The sequence below is a fragment of the Gemmatimonadota bacterium genome, assembly GCA_039715185.1.
Classification (GTDB): domain Bacteria; phylum Gemmatimonadota; class Gemmatimonadetes; order Longimicrobiales; family RSA9; genus DATHRK01.
This window is the reverse complement of the sequence record JBDLIA010000118.1, coordinates 1-7,418: the sequence shown is the minus strand read 5'-3', so window position 1 is coordinate 7,418 and position 7,418 is coordinate 1. Positions and strand designations below refer to the sequence as shown.

Genomic DNA, 7,418 nt, shown 5'->3' with positions numbered 1-7,418 from the left:
TCCTTGCCGTAGCGACGGCTACGGCGCGTCGTTCCGCCTTGCCCCGCGGGCGCATCACGCGCCTCGGTGCACACGGGACTTCCGCGCCGGCACACTAGAAGCGGAAGTTCGGGTCCACCTCCACCGCCACGCTGTCGGGCAGCGTGTCGGTCTGTGACCGTCCGATCAGGCCTCCGTGCGCCCCCGGGCCGTGCAGGTCGCAGGGCTCGGTGGGCTCCGTCCCCGGGATGTAGATTTCCTCGTAGACGCCCGCGGGCGGGCACCAGTCCGTGGCCAGCTTGCCGGACTCGGCGTCCACGCGCCGCCGCACCAACTCCTCCGGAAGCACCCACGCCGGCGGCGTTTCGAAGAGCGGCTCTGCGCCCGCGTAGATCGTGCGCATGAACTCGCCCCACACGGGCGCCGCGTCGGTGCCGCCGGTGGCCCCGGGGCGGATCTTGGTCGGCAGATCGAAGCCGAACCAGACGCCCGCGAGCAGGTCCGGGGTGAAGCCCACGAACCACACGTCGGTGGCGTCGTTGGTGGTGCCCGTCTTGCCGGCCGCCGGGACCTCGTAGGGCAGCGCGCCGAGCTCCGGACTCCGAACCGTGTAGGCGGTGCCCCCGTCGACCACGCCGCTGAGCATGTTGCGCACGATCGCGACCTCGAGCGTGTCCAGCACCTGGGTGCGCTCGGGCTCGGTCTCCCACAGCACGCGGCCGCCGGAGTCTTCCACGCGCACGATGCCGCGGGGCTGGACGCGCGCGCCGCCGTTCGCCAGCGGAGCGTACGCGGTGACGATCTGCAACGGGATGACGTCGGCGGCGCCGATCGCGATCGCCGGGACGCGTGGGATGGGGGTCTCGATGCCCATGCGCTGAGCGTACTGGGCGACCGTCTCGATGCCGACCTCCATACCGGTCTTGACCGCGACCAGATTGAGCGACTGGCGCAGCCCCTGCCTCATCGTGGTAGGGCCGTGGAACTCGCCGTCGTAATTGCGCGGGCTCCAGGGTTCCTGCCCCTCCTGCTCGAAGCGGATCGGCGAGTCGAAGACCACGTTCGAGGCGGGGATGTCGCTGACGATGGCGGCGGTGTAGACGAAAGGCTTGAACACCGACCCGGGCTGGCGGAGCGCCTGGGTGGCCCGGTTGAACTTCGAATCGGCGAAGTTGCGTCCGCCGATCAGAGCGCGGATGTCGCCCGCGTGGTCCATGGCCACGAACATGCCCTGAAGGTAGGCGCTCTGGGCTCCGTCCGTGCCACCGGCTTCCATGATTTCGTCGTACTTCTGGTGCCCGAAACCGGGCAGCGATTCCACGCGCTGGAAGCCGTTTTCCATGGCCGCCACGGCTCGCTCCTGAAGGTCCAGGTCGAGCGTCGTGTAGACCCGGTAGCCTGCCTCGTAGAGGGCCCCGCCGTAGCGCTCGTCGAGCTGATCGCGCACCCACTCCACGAAGTAGGGCGCTATCGAGGCGGAGTTTCCGCCCTGGGGCTCGGTGGGGAGTTCCCTGGCGCGCAGGTCGGCGAGCTCTGCACGGGTCACGTAGCCTTCGCGCGCCATGAGCCCCAGCACCAGGTTGCGGCGCTGGAGCGCCAGATCCGGGTTGCGGAAGGGCGAGTAGCGGCCCGGGAGGTTGATGACCGCGGCGAGCATCGCGGCCTCGTCCACCTCCAGTTGCGCGGCGGGCTTGCCGTAGTAGCGCTGCGCCGCCGTCTCGATGCCCCACCAACCCGGACCGTAGTTGATCTGGTTCAGGTAGGCCTCGAGGATCTGATCCTTGCCGTAGACGCGCTCGAGCTCCCGCGCCACGCGCATCTCCTTGAGCTTGCGCTCCACCCTGCGGACGAAACCGACCTCCGACTGGAACATGTTGCGGGCGAGCTGCTGGGTGATGGTGCTGCCGCCGCCGGCACTCCAGTTGCCCGTGACGAGGTTGAAGAAGCCGCGCATCACGCCGCGGGCGTCCACCCCGTCGTGCCTGTAGAAGCGCCGGTCCTCCACCGCCACGAACGCCTGGGGCACGTGCGCCGGAAGCGTTTCGATGGCCACCGGTGTGCGCCGCTCGAGCGCCAGCTCTCCCACCAGTCGACCCTGCACGTCCAGGATCTGCGTGGATTGCTTGGGCTCCCAGACGAAGATCTGGGCGACGGAGGGGCAGGTCCGGCAGACGGAGTTCCAGATGCCCAGGGCGAGGCCGCCTCCGGTCGCGGCGAAGAGCACGCCGCCGATGATGAGGCCGCGCAGCAACCTCGGGCGCGCGCGTAGCCAGCGCGCCGGTGCCAGCAACCTCGTACCTACGTTCACCGTCCCCTCCCATAGCGTGGTCATCCTCGCTGCCTACACCTGGCCGAAGCCGGGTGGTCCCTCTTCGTGCCCAAGATGCACACCTCGGGCCGCGCGGCGATCCTCTGCCACTATGGCAGCGCGGAGTGGTACGCCACGTGCCCAACTCGAGGGCAGCGATGCGGGTCCGCCGAGACCGGACCCGGTCCGCATCGGCGCGGAGTCAATCGCCCGGTGCGGTTGAATGCACCATTGCCGAAAGGCGGGAGAAAGTAATCATGGCCATCATGCCCTATCGACGCGCGTTCCTGTCACCCTGGTCCGATTTGCGCCGTCTCCAGGGGGAGTTCGGCGGGCTGTTTGACGACGCGCTCGACCCGAGCGCCGGCCAGGCTTGGCTGCCGGCCATGGAGGTTCGAGAGACCTCCGAAGCCATCGAGCTGAGCGCCGAGCTGGCGGGTGTAAAGCCCGAGGACGTCCACGTGGAGTTCGAGGATGGCGTGCTCACGGTGCGCGGCGAGAAGAACTACGAGCGGCGCTCCGAAGACGAGCGGCGCCACGTCCACGAGCGCAGCTACGGGTCCTTCACGCGGGCCTTCACGTTGCCGCGGGAGGTGGAGGTGGAGCGGATCGAGGCGGCCTTCAACGAGGGCGTTCTCACGGTGCGCGTGCCCAAGGCCGAGCGGGCCAAGGGGCGCAAGATCGACGTGCTGTCGCCGGCGCACGCGGCCGAGCAGGTCGAGGTAGGCTAGTTCGGGGTCCGAGACGCCGTCGTCTCCCGGGCGATCTCAGCTCGCTCCGGGCGACGCGGCTTCTCCTCCCACGAGTGAGCCCAGGAGGCGGTGGACCATGGGGTTGCCGGCCAGTACCCCGGCGGCCCCGGTCACCGGCCGGCGTCCCGCCAGGTCCGTGACGAGACCGCCGGCCTCGCGCACGAGCAGCACGCCGGCGGCGATGTCCCAGGGCGCCAACTCCAGCTCGAAGAAGCCGTCGAGGTAACCGGCCGCGACGTGACACAGGTCGAGCGCGGCCGACCCCCCTCGGCGGGCGCCCGACGTGCGTTCCAGAACCTTGCGCAACGCGGCGAAGTGCTCCGCGATCCGGCCCGGCGTCTTGAACGGAAAGCCCGTTCCGATCAGCGCGTGCGCGAGCGCGTCTATCGAGGAAACCGACAGCGGGGCGCCGTTCCGGGTGGCTCCGCGGTTTCGCTCCGCGCACCACGCGTCGCCCGCCGCCCCATCGACCACGGCGCCCGCGACCGGCTCGCCGTCGACGACCGCGGCGACCGAGACCGCGTACATGGGATAGCCGTGCAGGAAGTTGGTCGTGCCGTCCAGCGGGTCGATCACCCACAGCGTTCCTTCGTGGTCCGTCGCCAGCCGCGCGGCGTCCGTGCCTGCGCCGGCGAGCAGCGTTCCCGCTGTGCCTTCCTCCGCCAGCACCGGGTCGTGGGGCCGGGCCGCGCGTATGACCCGCAGCACCTCCTGCTCCGCCTCGCGATCGACGAACGTCACGAAGTCCGAAGCGCGCTTGCCCTCCCAGGCGTCGACCTGAACGCCTCCGGCGTGGGCGCGCAGCACCGCGGCCCCCGCGAGCGCCGCCGCCTCCGCGATCGGCCCCAGCCGCTCCTCCATGCACGCTCCTCTCATCGGTCGGTCCAGGGGGCGAATCTGGAGGCGAGCGGGGCGTCCCGCGAGCGGAACCCGCGCGGCCGGGCGCGGGACGGGGGTCGTGGGCGTTACGGCGCCCGCGCCCAACACCATCCGGCACACTTGCGCGGCGTTCCCCCGCGGCCGACGATCACGCCGAGCCGAGGGCGCGCCTCGCGTCCCGGCCAGAGCAGGGCGCGGCGCGCCCACTGACCCGACGATTTCATGCCCGAGCCCAGATTCGAGGGATCCGGCGTCGCGCTCGTGACGCCCTTCGACGCCGACGGCGTGAACGCGCGGGCGCTCCGGGAAATGGTGGCCTGGCACGTGGCGGAAGGCAGCGACGCGCTGGTGGTGTGCGGATCGACGGGCGAGGCCGCCGCCATGTCGGTGCCCGAGCAGGCCACGGCGGTGCGCACGGTCGTGGCCGCCGCCGAGGGAGCATTGCCCGTCATCGCGGGGTGCGGGGGCAGCGACACCGCGGTGGTGCGGGCCCTGGCGAGAGGGGCGCGCGAGGCCGGCGCCGACGCGGTGCTGCTATCGGCGCCGCCGTACAATCGGCCCCCGCGGGCCGGCCTCATCGCCCACTTCCGCGCGGTCATGGACGTCGCCGAGCTTCCGGCGGTCCTCTACAACGTGCCGAGCAGGGCCGCGATCAACATCCCGCCGGGCGTGGTCGAGGAGCTCGCCGAAGACGGGCGCGTGATCGGCGTGAAGGAGGCCTCCGGCGACCTCTCGCAGGTGGCGGAAATAGCGCGCCGGGTCGGCGACAGGCTGGCCATATGGAGCGGCAACGACGATCAGATCCTGCCCGTCATGTCCCTGGGCGGCAGCGGCGTGATCAGCGTCCTCGCCAACGTGGCGCCCGGGCCGACGCACCGCATGGTGCGCGCCTACCTCGACGGCGACCACGCCACCGCGCTCACCCTTCAGCTCCATTTCCTGCCGCTGATAGACGCGCTCTTCGCGGAGTCCAATCCGGTGCCCGTCAAGACCGCCGTGCGCTGGCTGGGTTTCGACGTGGGCGAGCTGAGGCTGCCCCTCGTTGCGCCCACCGAGCCGACCCGGGAGCGACTGATCGAGGCGCTCGCCGAGAGCGGACTGCGGCCGCTCACGTGAGCGCGCGCGTGGTGGTGCTGGGCGCGACCGGGCGGATGGGGCGCCAGATAGCGGCCGAGGTGGCCCAAGCCGGCGGGATGGGGGTTTCGCTGGTGGGCGGAGTCGCGTCGCGCGCCCGTCCCGAGTCGGAGGCCCGCGCGCTAGGATACCCGGCCGTAGCCGACGTGGCGGGCGCCGGTCCGCTTCTGGAAGCGGCCGACGCCGTGCTCGACGTCTCCGGACCGCGCGCGCTGGGCGAGCTCCTGGTCGCCTGGCGGCCGGTCCTGGAAGGCCGCGCGCTGGTCACCGGTACCACGGGTCTGGACGAGCGGGAGGAGGCGGCGCTGGCGGCGCTCGCCGAGCGGGCCCCGGTCCTGAGGGCCGCCAATTTCTCGCCCGGCGTCGCCGCGCTGAATGCGCTCGTGCGCGACCTGGCTGCGCGCTTCGCGTCGGCGGAGTGGGACATCGAGGTCGTCGAGACGCACCATCGAGGCAAGGCCGATGCCCCCAGCGGGACCGCGCTCGCGCTGGCGCGCGCGGCGGCCGCGGCCCGCGGCGTCGAGCTGGACGACGTCCGCGTCGACGGCCGCACGGGCCGCACGGGGGATCGTCCACCGGGTGAGGTGGGGCTGCACGCGGTCAGGGGCGGGGGCGTGGTGGGCGAGCACCGCGTGCTCTTCCTGGGGGCGCACGAGCGCCTGGAACTGACGCACAGGGCGGATGACCGGGCGCTTTTTGCCGCCGGGGCGTTGCGCGCGTGCGCCTGGATTCGAGGCAAGGCGCCTGGCCTCTACGGCATGGCCGACGCGCTCGGGCTCGGCGACGCGCTCCCCCCGAGCTGAACGGAGGCGACGGTGGACTACCAGCAGATTCGCGACATCATCGCCAACGCCCGCAAGCGCACCCCCGTGCGCGCCTACGTACGGCACGAGGGGACGCTGGCGCTGCCCGAGGGGGGCGACCTGAAGGCGTTTCCGGCGGGTGACGGCACCACCATCCTGATCGGCGACTGGGCGGACGTGGCGGCCGCGCTGGAAGAAAACGGCCCCGCGGTTCGGTATCACCACGTGGAGGGCGACCGCCGCAACTCGGCCGTGCCGCTGCTCGACACGCGCGACGTCAACGCGCGCATCGAGCCCGGCGCGTACATCCGCGAGGGCGCCGAGATCGGCGACAACGTGATCGTCATGATGGGCGCGGTGGTCAACATCGGGGCGGTGATCGGAGCGGGCACGATGGTCGACATGAACGCGGTGGTGGGCGCCCGCGCGCTCGTGGGCGAGGACTGCCACGTGGGCGCGGGGGCCGTGCTCGCCGGTGTTCTGGAGCCGCCCAGCGCCACTCCCGTGGTGATCGAGGACGGCGTGTTGATCGGCGCCAACGCGGTGGTGCTCGAGGGCGTGCGCGTCGGCGCGGGCAGCGTGCTCGCGGCGGGCGCCGTGGCGACCCAAGATATCCCGGCGGGGGTGCTGGCCGTCGGGCAGCCGGCACGCGTCCTGAAGGAGATCGACGACGGCACGCGCGCGAAGACCGAACTCTTGCACGAGCTGAGGCGGCTCAACGACTGATGGAAGGTCTGGACTGGGCGGGAGCATTGGAGGCGCTGCGATCACTGCGCCTGGATCTGCTGGGGCGGCTGGTGCTGGCCGCGGCGCTGGGCGGCGCCATCGGCATCGAGAGGGAGCTGGAGGGGAAGCCGGCCGGCTTTCGCACGAACCTTCTCATCTGCGTGGGCGCGGCGCTCCTCACCGAGCTGTCGGTCCTCATGGTCGACGCCGCCGGTCCGGCGGGCGCCGGTGATCCGGCGCGCATAGCGGCGCAGATCGTGAGCGGCATCGGCTTCCTGGGGGCCGGCACCATCATCCAGGCCCGGGGCACCGTGAGCGGGCTCACGACGGCGGCGACGCTGTGGGTGGTGGCGGCCATCGGGATAGCGGTGGGCGCCGGGGCGTGGGGGGAGGCGATCGGGGCGACCGCGCTGGTCGTCGCCGCGCTCGTGCTGCTCGGGCGCTTCGAGCGCAGGGTCTTTGCCTTCGGCGAGGACCGCGTGCTGCGGCTCACGCTCGAGGTGTCGCCGCCGGCGTTCCAGGGCGTGCACGACGCCCTGATGGAGGCCGGCGCGGAGTTGGAGACGCTGGACATGCGTGGCCGAGCCGGAGACTACGCCGCCACCTTCGTGGCGATGGCCGGGCGCGACGCGCGCGACCGGATCCTGCGCCTGTTGCTCTCCCTGGAGGACGTCCACTCGGTCCGGTCCGCGGTGACCGACGCGCAATCGTCGAGCCCCATCGTCGCCCCGGGCGAAGACACCTAGTGTACCGTTGCAGAAGTCCCGTAGGCATTCGGCTCGCGCTGCATCCCGCGGATGCGGCGTTCGAACTCCTTGCCGTAGCGACGGCTACGAC

7 protein-coding genes are annotated in these 7,418 nt (G+C 71.9%); 5 read left to right on the top strand and 2 right to left on the bottom strand.

Going from position 1 to position 7,418, the window contains the following annotated elements:
• Positions 1 to 94 precede the first annotated feature (94 nt).
• Positions 95 to 2,287, bottom strand: coding sequence for a PBP1A family penicillin-binding protein (locus tag ABFS34_15115; protein ID MEN8376756.1), 2,193 nt, complete (start codon positions 2,285 to 2,287; stop codon positions 95 to 97).
• A 257-nt stretch (positions 2,288 to 2,544) separates the two neighbouring features.
• On the opposite strand from ABFS34_15115, the gene ABFS34_15110 reads away from it, so the two are divergent.
• Complete coding sequence (locus ABFS34_15110; protein ID MEN8376755.1) at positions 2,545 to 3,018, top strand: Hsp20/alpha crystallin family protein; 474 nt, start codon at positions 2,545 to 2,547, stop codon at positions 3,016 to 3,018.
• A gap of 36 nt (positions 3,019 to 3,054) precedes the next feature.
• Here ABFS34_15110 and ABFS34_15105 read toward each other — a convergent pair whose 3' ends face one another.
• Complete coding sequence (locus ABFS34_15105) at positions 3,055 to 3,915, bottom strand: inositol monophosphatase family protein (GenBank protein MEN8376754.1); 861 nt, start codon at positions 3,913 to 3,915, stop codon at positions 3,055 to 3,057.
• Positions 3,916 to 4,140: 225 nt separating this feature from the next.
• On the opposite strand from ABFS34_15105, the gene dapA reads away from it, so the two are divergent.
• Genes dapA through ABFS34_15085 form a run of 4 tightly spaced genes read left to right on the top strand, consistent with a single transcriptional unit; the run spans position 4,141 to position 7,327 of the window.
• A complete protein-coding gene (dapA, locus tag ABFS34_15100) occupies positions 4,141 to 5,034 on the top strand; it encodes a 4-hydroxy-tetrahydrodipicolinate synthase (protein ID MEN8376753.1) in 894 nt (297 codons plus the stop codon).
• Complete coding sequence (gene dapB / locus ABFS34_15095; protein ID MEN8376752.1) at positions 5,031 to 5,855, top strand: 4-hydroxy-tetrahydrodipicolinate reductase; 825 nt, start codon at positions 5,031 to 5,033, stop codon at positions 5,853 to 5,855. Before dapA ends, dapB begins: the two co-directional genes overlap by 4 nt.
• 12 nt (positions 5,856 to 5,867) lie before the next feature.
• Entirely contained in the window at positions 5,868 to 6,581 is a 714-nt protein-coding gene (gene dapD, locus ABFS34_15090) for a 2,3,4,5-tetrahydropyridine-2,6-dicarboxylate N-acetyltransferase (GenBank protein ID MEN8376751.1), read from the top strand.
• Positions 6,581 to 7,327 carry an MgtC/SapB family protein gene (locus ABFS34_15085; GenBank protein ID MEN8376750.1) on the top strand — a complete coding sequence of 249 codons (747 nt, stop codon included), beginning with the start codon at positions 6,581 to 6,583 and terminating at the stop codon, positions 7,325 to 7,327. Before dapD ends, ABFS34_15085 begins: the two co-directional genes overlap by 1 nt.
• Positions 7,328 to 7,418 lie beyond the last annotated feature (91 nt).